This is a genomic window from Micromonospora sp. HUAS YX12, assembly GCF_040215685.1.
Lineage (GTDB): Bacteria > Actinomycetota > Actinomycetes > Mycobacteriales > Micromonosporaceae > Micromonospora > Micromonospora tulbaghiae.
The window spans coordinates 5,429,618-5,441,859 of sequence record NZ_CP157974.1; the positions used below are offsets into that span (position 1 = coordinate 5,429,618).

Annotated in this window: 16 protein-coding genes; 11 read left to right on the top strand and 5 right to left on the bottom strand. The window is 73.8% G+C overall.

Annotated features, from left to right (window positions below; all coding sequences use genetic code 11):
* The first annotated feature begins 9 nt into the window (after positions 1 to 9).
* From ABIH81_RS25820 to ABIH81_RS25845, 6 genes are all read left to right on the top strand, one after another.
* Positions 10 to 594 carry a rhodanese-like domain-containing protein gene (locus ABIH81_RS25820; RefSeq protein WP_349877462.1) on the top strand — a complete coding sequence of 195 codons (585 nt, stop codon included), beginning with the start codon at positions 10 to 12 and terminating at the stop codon, positions 592 to 594.
* On the top strand, positions 591 to 1,487 hold the full coding sequence (locus tag ABIH81_RS25825; RefSeq protein ID WP_349877463.1) for a sulfite exporter TauE/SafE family protein: 897 nt from the start codon (positions 591 to 593) through the stop codon (positions 1,485 to 1,487). Before ABIH81_RS25820 ends, ABIH81_RS25825 begins: the two co-directional genes overlap by 4 nt.
* Positions 1,426 to 2,034, top strand: a complete 609-nt coding sequence (locus ABIH81_RS25830) for a class I SAM-dependent methyltransferase (protein WP_349877464.1) — start codon at positions 1,426 to 1,428, stop codon at positions 2,032 to 2,034. Before ABIH81_RS25825 ends, ABIH81_RS25830 begins: the two co-directional genes overlap by 62 nt.
* Positions 2,035 to 2,114: 80 nt before the next feature.
* Positions 2,115 to 2,825 carry a spermidine synthase gene (locus ABIH81_RS25835; protein ID WP_349877465.1) on the top strand — a complete coding sequence of 237 codons (711 nt, stop codon included), beginning with the start codon at positions 2,115 to 2,117 and terminating at the stop codon, positions 2,823 to 2,825.
* A 72-nt stretch (positions 2,826 to 2,897) separates the two neighbouring features.
* Complete coding sequence (locus tag ABIH81_RS25840) at positions 2,898 to 3,077, top strand: hypothetical protein (protein ID WP_349877466.1); 180 nt, start codon at positions 2,898 to 2,900, stop codon at positions 3,075 to 3,077.
* A 102-nt stretch (positions 3,078 to 3,179) separates the two neighbouring features.
* Positions 3,180 to 4,859: a long-chain-fatty-acid--CoA ligase gene (locus tag ABIH81_RS25845; protein ID WP_349877467.1), complete on the top strand. Its 1,680-nt coding sequence runs from the start codon at positions 3,180 to 3,182 to the stop codon at positions 4,857 to 4,859.
* Positions 4,860 to 4,869: 10 nt separating this feature from the next.
* Here ABIH81_RS25845 and ABIH81_RS25850 read toward each other — a convergent pair whose 3' ends face one another.
* Entirely contained in the window at positions 4,870 to 5,541 is a 672-nt protein-coding gene (locus tag ABIH81_RS25850) for a hypothetical protein (protein ID WP_349877468.1), read from the bottom strand.
* 118 nt (positions 5,542 to 5,659) lie between these two features.
* Between ABIH81_RS25850 and ABIH81_RS25855 the strand changes: the two genes are divergently transcribed.
* The 4 genes from ABIH81_RS25855 (at position 5,660) to ABIH81_RS25870 (ending at position 8,335) form a co-directional block, all read left to right on the top strand.
* Positions 5,660 to 5,839: a hypothetical protein gene (locus ABIH81_RS25855; RefSeq protein WP_349877469.1), complete on the top strand. Its 180-nt coding sequence runs from the start codon at positions 5,660 to 5,662 to the stop codon at positions 5,837 to 5,839.
* A 67-nt stretch (positions 5,840 to 5,906) separates the two neighbouring features.
* Entirely contained in the window at positions 5,907 to 6,998 is a 1,092-nt protein-coding gene (locus tag ABIH81_RS25860) for a winged helix DNA-binding domain-containing protein (protein ID WP_349877470.1), read from the top strand.
* A gap of 15 nt (positions 6,999 to 7,013) precedes the next feature.
* A complete protein-coding gene (locus tag ABIH81_RS25865) occupies positions 7,014 to 7,568 on the top strand; it encodes an AAA family ATPase (protein ID WP_349877471.1) in 555 nt (184 codons plus the stop codon).
* Positions 7,565 to 8,335 (top strand): maleylpyruvate isomerase N-terminal domain-containing protein, encoded by a 771-nt coding sequence (locus ABIH81_RS25870; RefSeq protein ID WP_349877472.1) that lies wholly within the window; start codon positions 7,565 to 7,567, stop codon positions 8,333 to 8,335. The genes ABIH81_RS25865 and ABIH81_RS25870 overlap by 4 nt, the downstream gene beginning before the upstream one ends.
* Before the next feature lie 10 nt (positions 8,336 to 8,345).
* Here ABIH81_RS25870 and ABIH81_RS25875 read toward each other — a convergent pair whose 3' ends face one another.
* Positions 8,346 to 8,993: a class I SAM-dependent methyltransferase gene (locus ABIH81_RS25875; RefSeq protein ID WP_349877473.1), complete on the bottom strand. Its 648-nt coding sequence runs from the start codon at positions 8,991 to 8,993 to the stop codon at positions 8,346 to 8,348.
* Positions 8,994 to 9,035: 42 nt separating this feature from the next.
* Here ABIH81_RS25875 and ABIH81_RS25880 point away from each other — a divergent pair, with 42 nt between their 5' ends.
* Positions 9,036 to 9,803 (top strand): methyltransferase domain-containing protein, encoded by a 768-nt coding sequence (locus ABIH81_RS25880; protein ID WP_349877474.1) that lies wholly within the window; start codon positions 9,036 to 9,038, stop codon positions 9,801 to 9,803.
* An 86-nt stretch (positions 9,804 to 9,889) separates the two neighbouring features.
* Here ABIH81_RS25880 and ABIH81_RS25885 read toward each other — a convergent pair whose 3' ends face one another.
* The 3 genes from ABIH81_RS25885 to ABIH81_RS25895 all read right to left on the bottom strand — a co-directional run bounded on the left by ABIH81_RS25885 (position 9,890) and on the right by ABIH81_RS25895 (position 12,203).
* Positions 9,890 to 10,534: an alpha/beta hydrolase gene (locus ABIH81_RS25885; RefSeq protein ID WP_349877475.1), complete on the bottom strand. Its 645-nt coding sequence runs from the start codon at positions 10,532 to 10,534 to the stop codon at positions 9,890 to 9,892.
* Between the two features lie 39 nt (positions 10,535 to 10,573).
* A complete protein-coding gene (locus ABIH81_RS25890) occupies positions 10,574 to 11,548 on the bottom strand; it encodes a DUF1152 domain-containing protein (RefSeq protein WP_349877476.1) in 975 nt (324 codons plus the stop codon).
* 73 nt (positions 11,549 to 11,621) lie between these two features.
* Positions 11,622 to 12,203 (bottom strand): hypothetical protein, encoded by a 582-nt coding sequence (locus ABIH81_RS25895; protein ID WP_349877477.1) that lies wholly within the window; start codon positions 12,201 to 12,203, stop codon positions 11,622 to 11,624.
* Between the last annotated feature and the right edge of the window lie 39 nt (positions 12,204 to 12,242).

Sequence of the window (12,242 nt, forward strand, 5' to 3'; positions counted from 1 at the left end):
AGACAGAGCATGACCACGACCACCCCCACCACCATCGACGCGGCGACCCTGCGCGAGCTGATCGCCGCCGGCCGTACGCCCCGGATGCTCGACGTGCGCACGCCCGGCGAGTTCGAGGCGGCGCACATCCCCGGCGCGTACAACGTGCCGCTGGACCTGCTCCGGGAGCACCGCGCGGAGCTGCGCGGCCACCTGGACGAGGACGTGGTGCTGATCTGCCGCTCCGGCGTCCGGGCGAGCCAGGCCGGTCAGGCGCTCGGCACCGTCGGCCTGCCCAACGTCAAGGTGCTCGACGGCGGCATGCTGGCCTGGCAGGCCACCGACGCCCCGGTCAACCAGGGCCGGTCGCGCTGGGACCTGGAGCGCCAGGTACGCCTCGTCGCCGGCTCGATCGTGCTCGCCGCCGTCGCCGGGTCGGTGTTCGTGCCCGGCCTGAAGTGGGTCGCCGCGTTCATCGGCGCGGGCCTCACGTTCGCCGCGCTCACCAACACCTGCGCCATGGGCATGCTGCTGAGCAAGCTGCCCTACAACCGCGGCGCGAGCTGCGACCTCGACACGATCGTGGGGCAGTTGCGCGACGGGATCCGGAAGTGACCACCCTCGCGCTCACGCTGGCCGGCGCGGTGCTGATCGGCGTGACGCTGGGTCTGCTCGGCGGCGGCGGGTCGATCCTCGCCGTGCCGCTGCTGGTCTACGTCGCCGGTCTGCCCGCCAAGGAGGCGATCGCCACCTCGCTGCTCGTCGTCGGCGTGACGAGCGCCGTCGGCGTGCTGCCGCACGCCCGCGCGAACCGGGTCCGCTGGCGCACCGGGCTCATCTTCGGCCTGGCCGGCATGACCGGCGCGTACGCGGGCGGCCGGCTGGCCGAGTTCGTCCCGGCCGGCGTCCTGCTCACCGGGTTCGCCCTGATGATGCTCGCCACCGCGGTCGCGATGCTCCGGGGCAGCCGGTCCGCCGAGGGGCGGCCGGCGCCGTGCGAGCTGCCGGTGCTGCGGGTGGTCGGAGACGGCGTGGTCGTCGGCCTGGTCACCGGCCTCGTCGGCGCGGGCGGCGGCTTCCTGGTCGTACCCGCCCTGGCCCTGCTGGGCGGGTTGCCGATGCCGGTCGCGGTCGGCACCTCGCTGGTCGTCATCGCGATGAAGTCGTTCGCCGGCCTGGCCGGCTACCTGTCCAGCGTGCAGATCCACTGGGGGCTGGCCGCCGGGGTCACCGCCGCCGCCGTCGTCGGCAGCCTGCTCGGCGGCCGGATCGCCGGCCGGATCCCGGCCGGCCTGCTGCGCCGGGGGTTCGGCTGGTTCGTCGTGGTGATGGGCGTGTTCGTGCTCGCGCAGCAGTTGCCGCCGGTGTGGGGACTCGCCGTGGGAGTGCTTGCCGTGGCCGGTACGGTCACCGTGGCGGTGTGGGGCCGCCGGAGGAGGAACCACAGTGGACAGCAGCGCCTGGGACAGCCGGTACGCCGGCACGCCCGGACTGGTGTGGAGCGTTGAGCCCAACCGTTTCGTGGTCGAGTCGGTCGCCGGGCTGACTCCCGGGTCAGCGCTGGACATCGCCGCCGGCGAGGGCCGCAACGCGATCTGGCTGGCCGGTCAGGGCTGGCGGGTGAACGCGGTGGACTTCTCCGCGGTGGCCGTGGACCGGGGGCGGGAGCTGGCCGCCGCGCGGGGTGTCACAGTCGACTGGCGGGTGGCGGACGTGACCGCGTACCGGCCGGTGCCGAACAGCTACGACCTGGTGCTGATCAGCTACCTGCACCTGCCCGCGCCGGAGTTCGCCGGGGTGCTCGCCGCGGCGAAGTCCGCGCTGCGCCCCGGCGGCACGCTCGTGGTGGTGGGCCACGACCTGGCCAACCTCTCCGGCGGCATCGGCGGCCCGCAGGACCCGGACGTGCTGCTCACGCCGGAGTCGGTGGTCGACGGGCTGGCCGGGCTGCGCGTGCAGCGGGCCGAGACGACCCGCCGGCCGGTCCCGGACGCCGACGGCGGCACCGTCGACGCGCTGGACACCGTCGTCGTGGCCACCCGCCCCGCCGACTGACCGCCGCCCCCGTCGTTTCGCCGGGCCGGGCCGGGACCGGCCGGTAGCATCCGGGGACGGATCGGCGGAGAGGACACCGGGTGGGCGCGCGTTTCGAGGAACTGGCCTGGCGTGAGACGCCGATCGGCGAGATCAGCCTGCGGCGGCGCCGCGACCCGGCACTGGGCTCCGAGGTGTACGAGGTGAAGCTCGACGACGAGTACCTCATGTCGAGCGCCTTCCCGGTCGCGGAGATCGAACTGGCCCGGCTCGGGCTGGCCCCGCTCGCCGGTGACGCGCTGGACGTGGTGGTCGGCGGGCTCGGCCTCGGCTACACCGCGCGTACCGCACTGGAGGATCCCCGGGTGCGGTCGCTGGTGGTGGTCGAGGCGATCGAGGACGTGATCGACTGGCACCGGCGGGATCTGCTGCCGTTCGCCGCCGGTCTGGCCACCGATCCGCGTACCCGGTTCGTCCGGGCGGACTTCTTCGCCGCGGTCGCCGCCGGCGCTCTCGACCCCGACGAGCCCGGGCGCCGCTTCCACGCGGTGCTGCTGGACGTGGACCACTCCCCCCGTCAGGTGCTGCACCCCAGCCACGCCCCGTTCTACACGGTCGACGGGCTGCGCCGGCTGGCCGCGCTGCTGCACCCGGAGGGGGTCTTCGCGCTGTGGTCGAACGACCCGCCCGACACGGCGTTCCAGCGCACGCTCACCGAGGTGTTCCCGACCTCGGTGGCGCACGTCGTCCGGTTCCCGAACCCGTTGCAGGGCCGGGAGGCGGCGAACACCGTGTACGTGGCCCGGCACTGAACCGCCCGGCGGCGCATGGCCGCACGAGCAGCGGGAAAGCGCACGGCCCACCGTACGACTGGAGGCTGGGACATGCGCGCGTTGCTCTGGGTGGTCGGCGTGGTCGCCGGTGTGCTCATCCTGCTCGGGCTGCTGCTGGAGGCGGTCCGCTGGCTCGTCATCATCGGCGTGATCGCGCTCGCCGCGGTCATCATCTTCGGGATCGTGCAGGGCCGGCGGGTGGTGCACCAGCATTCGACCCGCCGACGCTGACGTGCGGAGAGTCTGACCCACCCGGCAACCTACGTGAGCGTAGGTTACCGGGCGGTTAAGTTAGGCTGGGGGCGTCATCCGCGCGGACGAGGAGTAACGGCGATGGACGCGACCGCCCAGCGACCCTGGACCCGTAGCTACGCACCCGGGGTGCCGGCCGAGATCGCCGAGCCGGACGGCTCACTCGTCGACCTGCTCGCCGAGGCGGCCGGACGGTTCGGTCCCCGGGTCGCGCTCGACTTCTACGGCGCCACCACCACGTTCACCGAGCTGGCCGGCCAGGTGGCGCGCGCCGCCGAGGCGCTGCGCCGGCTCGGCGTCGGCCCGGGCGACCGGGTGGCACTGGTGCTGCCGAACTGCCCGCAGCACGTGGTCGCGTTCTACGCCGTGCTGCGCCTCGGCGCGGTGGTCGTCGAGCACAACCCGCTCTACACCGCCGACGAGCTGGACCGGCAGCTCACCGACCACGGTGCCACAGTCGCGATCGCATGGGACAAGGTCGCGCCGCCGGTGGCGGGACGCGGCGCCGTGCGTACCGTGGTGGCGGTCGACCTGACCGCGGTGCTGCCGCGGCTCAAGCGGTGGGCGCTGCGGGTGCCGCTGCCGAAGGTCCGCGCCGCCCGGGCCGCGATGACCGCCCCCGCGCCCGGCGCCCTGGCCTGGTCGGACCTGGTCGCCGCCGCCGGGCCGCTGCCCGCCGGGCATCCCGCGCCGGAGGCCGGGGACGTGGCGCTGCTCCAGTACACCGGCGGCACCACCGGCGAGCCCAAGGCCGCGGTGCTGACTCACCGCAACCTGCGCGCCAACGCCGCGCAGGGCCGGGCCTGGGTGCCCGGCCTGCGCGACGGCGCGGAGACGGTGTACGCGGTGCTGCCGCTGTTCCACGCCTACGGGCTGACGCTCTGCCTCACCTTCGCCGTGAGCATCGGGGCGACGCTGGTGCTGTTCCCCCGCTTCGACGCCGACCAGGTGCTCGACGCGGTCCGCCGCCGCCCGCCGACGTTCCTGCCCGCGGTGCCGCCGGTCTACGCGAAGCTGGCCACCGTCGCCCGCGAACGCGGCGTCGACCTCACCTCCATCCGGTACGCGATCTCCGGCGCGATGTCGCTGCCACCGGCCACGGTGGAGCTGTGGGAGCAGGTGACCGGCGGCCTGCTGGTCGAGGGGTACGGGATGACCGAGACGTCCCCGATCACAGTGGGCAACCCGGTCGCGCCGGCCCGCCGCCCCGGCACCGTGGGCGTGCCGTTCCCCTCCACCGACGTGCGCATCGTCGACCCGGAGGACCCGAGCCGCGACCGCGCGCCGGGCGAGGCCGGTGAGCTGCTGGTCCGCGGCCCGCAGGTGTTCTCCGGCTACTGGCACCGGCCCGAGGAGACTGCCAAGGTGCTGCTGCCCGGCGGCTGGATGCGCACCGGCGACATCGTCACCATGGACGCCGACGGCTTCGTGACGGTGGTCGACCGGATCAAGGAGCTGATCATCACCGGCGGCTTCAACGTCTACCCGTCCGAGGTGGAGGAGGCGCTGCGCCGCGTCCCCGGCGTACGCGAGGCCGCCGCCGTGGGGATGCCCACCGACGACGGTGAGGAGGTCGTCGCCGCGGTGGTGGTCGACCCGGCGGTGGCCGGTACGCCGGAGGCGATCCGGACCTCGTGCCGCACCCACCTGGCCGGGTACAAGGTGCCGCGCCGGGTCGTGGTCGTCGACGAGCTGCCCTACTCCCAGATCGGCAAGATCCTGCGCCGCGAGGTCCGCGAACGGCTGCTCGCCGGCCGCTGACCGAGCGCTCTCAGGCGACCGGGTAACCCATGTTCTCGACGTCGGCACGGACCGCGCTGAGGGACGCCTCCGGGTTCACGGCCCGCACCAACGCCTCCGTGAGCGGCCGGTGGGCGACGACGGCTGCGACCGCGTCCCGATCCAGTGCCACCTCGTGGTATTCGCCGGCGAACTCCACGAACTCGTCCACGACGTCGTCGCAGAGGATCTCCAACATCGGTGACCCGTCCGGTCCGGTGTCGTCGTACGGCCCGCGCGACGGGGGGAAGTCGATTCCCTGGCCGGCGTGCCAGCGGTCGTCGCCGGCCAGCCGCCACAGGACAGCGGTGGCGACGAACCGGCCCTCGTCGCCGAACGCGGGCTCCTCGACCAGCCGATGGAACTGCGCCGGCAGGCCGTCGAGCAGGCCCGGCCACAGTTCGAGGTCGTCGTCGGCATACGGCGACATGGACGACTCGTGGTCGAAGACCCGGATGAAGGCTCCCTCCGGGGCGAACACCACAGCCCACTCGTCCCCGCCGCCGTTGCTCATCAGCGCCGCCTCGTCAGCTCCCCATGCCGGGTCGTAGGCGTAGTAGGGGTGACCTTCGTCGAGGAGGCGTTCCAGGACCGCGAGCGCCCGGCACCGCTGCCTGAGCAGGTCGATGCCCGGCAGCTTCGCGGCGATGTCGTAGGCGGTCACCGCGCGACCCTACTGCACCGGTGCCCCGCCGGACCGGTCGCCCGTTTGGTGGCGCGGGGGCAGGGGTAGACGGGAGTCCATGGTGGATTCACGGGGCAAGTCAGTCGGTCGTTACCTCATGCGTCTGGTCGGGGGTGTGGCCGTCATCTTCGGCCTGCTCGGCATCTTCTCCACCCTCGCCGAGGGCAACCTGTTCGGAATCGTGTTCAGCCTCGTTCTCGTCGGCGGTGGGGTGTTCCTGCTCAAGCGCTCCGGCGGCGACCGGCGGACGGAGTCCGTGCCGCACGCCGCTCGCTGACGGCATCCGGCCACGCCGGCCCGTGCGCTGCGCCGGACGTGTCGGTGCCGCCGCCTACGCTGTGGCGATGATCGACAGGCGCCAGGTGATGGCCTTCCGGGTCCGCGCTCAGCAGCTCGACCGGGCCGAGGGCTCGCTCGCCGACACCGCCGTGCTCGACATCGGCGTGCAGGACACCGGCTCCGACGGCGGCCGGTGGGCGCTCGCCGCGCGCGGTGTCGATGTGGCCCCGCTGACCGGTGACGACCTGGCCCTGCTCTGGACCGTACGCGGCGCCCCGCACCTCTACCGCCGTGCCGACGTGGGCGCGGTGGCCGCCGCGGTCGAGCCGTTCTCCGACACCGACGCGGGCAAGCGCATCTACGACGCGGCGAAGCCGTTGAAGGCGGCGGGCATCGGCATCGTCGCCGCGCTCGACGAGGTGGCCGCGCGGATGCGGGAGATCGTCCGCGAGCCGACGGTCAAGGGCGAGGTCTCCGGTCGCCTGGCCGAGGTGATGCCCGAGCCCTACCTGCGGTTCTGCCGGCCGTGCAACGCCACCCACCTCTACGAGATGCCGTTCCGGCTGGCCGCCGTGCGAGCCGGCCTGGAACTGCGGCTCGACACCTCACCGCCGGTCCTGGAACGCATCCCCCGATTCCGTCCGGCCGGCGCGCCCGGCGACCGGTTCGACGTCGTCCGCGCCTACCTGCGGCTGCTCGGCCCGGCCACCCCGAAGCACGTGGCCGACTACCTCGACGCCCCGGTCAAGGAGGTCAAGGCCCACTGGCCGGGCGACGCGGCCGAGGTGAGTGTCGACGGCGAGACGCGCTGGCTGCTCTCCGCCGACGAGGCCGCGCTGGCGTCGGCCGAGGCGACGACGACGCGCCTGCTCGGCCCGTTCGACCTGTTCCTCCAGGCGAAGGACCGGGCGACGCTGGTGCCGGACGCGGCTCGCGTCAAGGAGCTGTGGCCGGTGCTGGGCCGCCCCGGCGCGGTGCTGGCCGACGGGGATCTGGCCGGCACGTGGCGGCCCCGCAAGTCCGGCCGGACCTTCACCGTCGCCGTTCAGCCGTGGCGCAAGCTCACCGGCAGCGCACGCGAGGCGGTCATCGCGGAGGCCGAGCGGCTCGCCGCGTACCGGGGCGTGCCGCTGGCCGGCGTCGACTTCGCCGAGTGATGGCATCATGATCGCGTGATCGTCTGGATCAACGGTGCGTTCGGTGTCGGCAAGACGACCACCGCGCGGCTGCTCACGAGCGCGCTGCCGGACGCGCGGCTGTTCGACCCGGAGTTCCTCGGCTCGATGCTCACCGCGATCGTCACCTCCCCCACCGGCGACTTCCAGGACCTGCCACTGTGGCGTCACCTCGTCGTCCAGACGGTCACCGGGCTGGACCGGCACCACCCGGGCGTCTGGATCGTGCCGATGAGCCTGCTCGACCCGGCGTACCGCGCGGAGATCCTCGACGGCATCCGCACCGCGGGCACCGACGTCCGAGAGGTCGTGCTCACGCTCCCCGAGGACCGGTTGCGGGCCCGGATCGACGCCGACCAGGTCGAGGTCGGCGCGCGCGGCTGGCGGCACGACCACGTCGCCCGGGCGCTCGCCACGTTCGCGTCAGTGACCGACGTCCGTCTGATCGACGCCTCCGCCCCGCCCGAGCAGGTGGCCGACGCCGTTGCCGCGCACGTGCTCGCCGAAACTCGCTGTCGGGCTTCCGGGCACGGTGGTAGACAGCCGGAGTGACCCAACCCCTGACGTTTGCCGATCGGCTGCGGCTGATCGACGACCGGTCGGCCGCGTTCCGGGACGCGGTCGCCGCCGCGCCGGACCTCGACGCGCCGGTGCCGACCTGCCCCGAGTGGACGCTGTTCGACCTGGCCCGGCACATCGGCGAGGGACGCCGCTCGTGGGCGACCACCGTCGCGGCCGGACCGGAGGCGTCCGGGCGGGCCGCGCCGGACGGTCCGGGCGCACCCCGGGACCGTGCGGCGCTGCGGGACTGGCTGGCCGAGTCCACCGAGCGGCTGCTGGCCGCGCTGCGCGACGCCGGACCCGATCGTGGCTGCTGGACGTGGTGGGACACGTCGCAGTCCCCGCAGAACTGCGGCGCCGTCGCCCGGCACCAGCTCCAGGAGATCGCGGTGCACACCTACGACGCCCAGCTCACCGTGGGCGCGCCGCAGCCGTTGCCGGTCGAGGTGGCCCTCGACGGCGTGGAGGACTTCCTGTTCACCTGCTGCGCGACAACTGTGCCGCGGCCGTACGAGCCGGCCGTCCTCGACTACCACCTCACCGAGGGCGGATCGTGGCGCGTGCGGCTCTCCCCCGACGGTGCACGGGTCACCCGCCTGCCCGCCGGAGCCGATGCGGGCCCGGCCGACACCGCCGCCCGTTCCACCGCCGGTGACCTGGTCCTGGCCTTCTACGGCCGGATACCGCTGGACGCGCTCACCATCGAGGGCGATCGGCGCGTACTCGACCGGATCGCAGCGTGGGATCCGGACGCGTAGCCCGCCGACGTCACCGGTGGGCGAAGACGAAGCCGCCCTCGACCTCCGGCGCGGGGTGATGCGTCATCTCGGCCTCGACGGTGAAACCGGCGTCGGTCAGCCAGGCCGCGACGCGCCACGGTGGACGGCGGTGCACGTGGACGCGCATCGGGTGCCCGCCGTACCCCTCTGTCTTGAGCCGGCTGCCGTCACCGGCGTGGAATCCGAGCAGCACGACGCCGCCGGGCCGCAGCACCCGGTGGAATCCGGCGAGGACGGCGGGCACCTCGTCGTCCGGGACGTGGATCAGGGAGAACCAGGCGAGCAACCCGGTCAGGCACTCGTCGGTGAGGTCGAGACGGGTCATCGAGCCCACCTCGAAGCGGAGGCTCGGGTGGTCGCGCCGCGCCAGGTCGATCATCGCCGGTGACAGGTCGACGCCGAACGCGCTCAAGCCCAGATCGTGGAGATGCCGGGTGATCCGGCCCGGCCCGCAGCCGACGTCCGCGACCGGCCCGCTCCCTCGCGCCCGGACCAGCTCGGCGAAGAGAGCCAGGATGCCGCGCTGGAACGGCTCGTTCGCCAGGGCGTCGCGCAGCAGGTCGGCGTAACTGGACGCCACTGTGTCGTAGGAGGTGCGGGTGTCGTCCAGCCAGCCGGTTTCGCTCACGCCGCGCACGATAGCCGCGAACGAAGGACCGATCGTGGGAGGATGGCCGGCATGCCGGGTCGTGCGTTGAGCTTCGGAGCGGCCGCGCAGGCGTACGAGCGGTTCCGGCCCGGCTATCCCGAGGAACTCGCCGACCTGGTGCTGGCGTACGCGGATCGGCCCGTCCGGACCGCCCTGGAGATCGGTGCCGGGACCGGGAAGGCCACCCGGGTGTTCGCCCGGCGCGGCATCGCGGTCACCGCCACCGACCCGGACCCCGCGATGCTCGCCGAACTGCGCCGGCACGTTCCCTCGGACGTCCGGGTCCGGCAGGCCGCGTTCGAGCGGCTGCACGCCGACGAGCGCCACGACCTGGTGTACGCGGCGGCGGCGCTGCACTGGACGGCCCCGGACCGGCGGTGGGAGCGGATGGCCGCGCTGCTCGCGCCCGGTGGCGTGTTCGCCTCGTTCGGCGGCCCGCTGCGGCTGGCCGACCCGGCGCTGCGCGACGCGGTGGCCGCGGCCCGGTCCGGGTACCTCGCCGACGACGAGATCCCGTCGCCGGACGGAACGCCACCGGCGGCCGGCATGCAGTGGCCCGGCACCGAACTGCGTGCCTCCGAATGGTTCGCCGACGTGCGCCAGGAGGTCATCGAACGGCGGATCACGACGGACGCCGACGAGTACGTCGGTCTCCTGTCGACCGTCTCGGCCTATCTCGAACTGCCACCGCCGGTACGCGAGCAGGTGTTCCGCCGCGTCCGGGACGTCCTGCCCGGCACGGTCGAGGTCACCGCCGACGTCACCGTCCACCTGGCGCGGCGGACATCGCAGCCCTGATCACCCGGCCCAGGAGGGCCACCAGACCCGCCCGGGCAGCGGGCATCCGGGGCGACCCTGCGGTCCTGGACCCGGCAACCTGACGCTCAGTCCGACAGGTAGGCGGTCAGCCGGTCGGCGAGCGGGCCCGGACGACTGAGCACCACCGCGTGGCCGCCGTCGATCTCGTCCGGCACCACGCCGAGCCGGTCGGCGGCCACCCGGCGTTGGAAATCGGCGGGGAAGAACCGGTCGTCGCGGCCGATCAGCACCGCCGTCGGCACGGCCGGCCAGGTGGGCAGCGGCCACGGCTCGTCCCACTCCGCGCTCACCTGCTCCCGGCCGTGCGCGGGCGCCTCGGCGACGATCTCGGCCGGCACGCCGTTGTAGAACTGCTGCTCCTCACTGAGCCCCTCCGGCTCGCGGTAGCCGGTGTTGCCCCACCAGTCCCCCGGCTTCTCACCGGGCCGCGGAATCATCGGGGTGAGCAGGACCAGCAGCCGCACCGGCAGCCGGTCGGCGACCAGCGGTGCGGTGAACGCGCCGTACGAGTGCCCGACCACCACGAGGTCGTCGCGATCACCGACGGCGTCGATCACCGCCTGGCGGAAGTCGGCGAACCCCGCCGACCGGTCCCCGATCGGCAGCTCCGGCACCACCGCGTCGTGACCCCGGGCGACCAGCTCGGGAACCAGCAGATGCCAGTCCCACGCGCTGCCCCCGCCACCGTGGATGAGCACGAACGTCGTCATGCCCGGACCCTCCCACACCGGTACGACATGCCGTGGCCGTCAGTGCGGATACGCCCGCGGGATCCGGGTGGCCCGCAGCTCGTCGCGGAACGCCTCGATGCGGGTGATGACCTGACGACGCCCGATCGTGTTCTCGATCCGGTCGAGGTAGAGGCAGCGGGCGGCGAGCCGGGGCAGGTCGACGGAGAAGTAGATCGCCATGAGGGGGTTGACGAACAGGTCGCCGTGGCCGGTGCGCCGGCTGAACCGTACGTCTCCGCACGCGCCGCCGGTGGCGGCGGCGATCTGCCCCTGGACGATGCTCGGCCGGTGCGGGGTGGCGGCCTGGGCCTGCGCGACCGCCTCGCGGTAGAGCACCGCCTCACGGCTGGAGCCCGGAATGGACAGTGCGCCGAGGTAGGCGCCCTCCCGGTCGAGCACGGCCAGGTTCTCCAGCACCTCGACGTGGTTGACGCCGTCGTGCGCGTCGATGCCGAACCCGAGGCTGCTCACCAACCGGATCGGCACGTCCAGCCCGGCCACGGCGGCCAGGCTGGTGATGTCCTCCACCGGGGTGCCCAGGCCGCTCTCGTCGCCGCGCAGCAGGATGTCGGTGCCGCCGTCGACGAGTACGATCGCGTCGAGGTCGAGCCGGTCGACCAGGTGCCGGTACGCCTCGCGCAGCGGCTGCACGCCCAACGGCGGGAAGGCGTGCACGGTCGGCGGCAGGTCGCGGCCCGCCAGCCAGCGGGCCAGGTGCGCCTCCGGGAAGTACCAGTCGGGGCTGAGGGTGTCCGGCCGGATGGCCGCGACGTGCTCGTCCACCCACACCTGCCGGTCGAGCAGCTCCAGCTCCGAGAAGGAGAGGCTGGCCAGGTGTACCCGCTTGCCGGCCTGCCACAGCGCCAGCGCCAACGGCAGGCCGGCGTACACGTCGAAGCCGCCACCGGCGCCGGCGATCAGGACGTCGCGTGCCGGGGCCAGGGCGGCGAACAACGGCGGAACGGCCAAGGTGTACGCGGCGGTGTCGGTCACCAGATGATGATCTCCGGTCGCGTGGAGGCCCGCTGCCCCGAGGCCGCCCCGGCGTCGGGGCGTGCCCGCTCGCTCAGACCGGGCGGCCGAACGTGACCGCCTCCCGGACGAGCGGTGGCGCCTTCTCCGCCAGTTGCGCGTCCGGCCGCGCGCCGAGCGCGTCGTTCACAGTGGAGAAGGCCAGCCGGAACGCGATCAGCGTGGTCGCCTCGAAGATCTCCCGGTCGCTCAGGCCGGCGTCGCGCAGGCGTTGCGTGTCGGCTTCGATGGTGGCGTTCGGGTCCGTCACGACCCGGCGGGACCAGTCGGCGAGCGCCGTCTCCCGCTCGGACAGGTCCGCCTCGGTGCCGCGCAGCACCCCGGCCGCCGTCGCCTCGTCGCTCATCCCGGCCAGCCGCGCGCCCCAGGCCAGCGCGCAGTACGAGTCGCCCCGGGCGGCGGCGGTGGCGGCGACCAGCACCGCAACCTCCCGCGAGGACAGCGTCGACGCGGACAACAGCTCGGTGCGCGTGTTCTGGAACGACATCAGCACGTCGGGACGCCAGCACCAGACGCGGGTGAGGTTGTTGACGTAGCCGTCGGCGGCGAGGTCGTCCTCGTACGCGGCTTTCGCCGCCGGGCTCTGCGGCGGTTCGGGGAGGAAGGCGGGATTCATGCGGGCAGTCTGCGCCACCAGGGCGGTCCCCACAGGCTG

Bases quoted from the DNA above. Each gene is read 5' to 3' on its own strand.
- ABIH81_RS25840 (WP_349877466.1), top strand. From the start codon at position 2,898: ATGCGCGCGTTGCTCTGGGTGGTCGGCGTGGTCGCCGGTGTGCTCATC.
- ABIH81_RS25820 (WP_349877462.1), top strand. From the start codon at position 10: ATGACCACGACCACCCCCACCACCATCGACGCGGCGACCCTGCGCGAG.
- ABIH81_RS25845 (WP_349877467.1), top strand. From the start codon at position 3,180: ATGGACGCGACCGCCCAGCGACCCTGGACCCGTAGCTACGCACCCGGG.
- ABIH81_RS25855 (WP_349877469.1), top strand. From the start codon at position 5,660: ATGCGTCTGGTCGGGGGTGTGGCCGTCATCTTCGGCCTGCTCGGCATC.
- ABIH81_RS25895 (WP_349877477.1), bottom strand. From the start codon at position 12,203: ATGAATCCCGCCTTCCTCCCCGAACCGCCGCAGAGCCCGGCGGCGAAA.
- ABIH81_RS25860 (WP_349877470.1), top strand. From the start codon at position 5,907: ATGATCGACAGGCGCCAGGTGATGGCCTTCCGGGTCCGCGCTCAGCAG.
- ABIH81_RS25880 (WP_349877474.1), top strand. From the start codon at position 9,036: ATGCCGGGTCGTGCGTTGAGCTTCGGAGCGGCCGCGCAGGCGTACGAG.
- ABIH81_RS25885 (WP_349877475.1), bottom strand. From the start codon at position 10,534: ATGACGACGTTCGTGCTCATCCACGGTGGCGGGGGCAGCGCGTGGGAC.